This is a genomic window from Nitrososphaera sp. AFS (genome assembly GCF_009898475.1).
GTDB lineage: Archaea > Thermoproteota > Nitrososphaeria > Nitrososphaerales > Nitrososphaeraceae > Nitrosopolaris.
The window spans coordinates 7,202-7,903 of record NZ_QURE01000147.1 but is presented as its reverse complement, the minus strand read 5'-3'; the positions used below and the strand labels follow the sequence as shown (position 1 = coordinate 7,903).

The following is a 702-nucleotide window of genomic DNA, read 5'->3' as shown; positions in this document are numbered from 1 at the left end:
ATATAAAGCATACCTGGATGTTCTTGCCTATCTTTTTCATCTTATGTAAAGCTCAAACCATTTAACCCTCTCATTCGTACATCAAGTAGTAACAAGTCATAATTACTTGCCTTGAAATTCTGTAATGCCAAATTTGGGTATACAGATGTTTCTACTTCATATCCATTAATAGACAAACTCTCCTTTATAACTGCGGCTGTATCTACATCATCGTTAACAAATAAAATTCTCTTCTTTCTCTGACTATTTGTATTTTCCTCACTAAGAGATCGTCGCATTAGCTTTACTCATTATCACTATGGCCACCATGATACTTGAATCTCGTAACCTACTTCATTTCTGGTATTATTGATGCCAGAATAAATCCAGTAACAGGACGCTAAAGTACAGCTACTAAAAGGATTCATAAGGAATAGCTGATGGAGCAAAGACAAAAATGATGCGTATATCTATAGCATCGATGAATTTTAACTGCTCGGGCAAGAATGCATTTATTCTCTAGTAGAGTTTCAAGTTCCATAAAAGTGAAATCCAACAGATTTTTAGGTTATAGCTGTAGTGAAACTGGAGACGATCGTACTCCTTATATCCATCCTCGTATTTTCCTATGTTGATAGCAAAGCAAACTTGATTCATCCTTGACTTCATCTACAGATCGCGAAAAAACAGAGATAATCTATGGATCTTCAAATGTGTTGGATA

At 35.0% G+C, this 702-nt stretch carries 1 protein-coding gene; it reads right to left on the bottom strand.

The genetic code is table 11. The features are described 5' to 3' along the window. Window positions 1–41: 41 nt before the first annotated feature. Window positions 42–278 carry a response regulator gene (locus tag DYY65_RS11850; RefSeq protein WP_162478163.1) on the bottom strand — a complete coding sequence of 79 codons (237 nt, stop codon included), beginning with the start codon at window positions 276–278 and terminating at the stop codon, window positions 42–44. Between the last annotated feature and the right edge of the window lie 424 nt (window positions 279–702).

Excerpts from the sequence above, each read along its gene's own strand:
- DYY65_RS11850 (WP_162478163.1), bottom strand. The coding sequence starts at position 278 with ATGCGACGATCTCTTAGTGAGGAAAATACAAATAGTCAGAGAAAGAAG.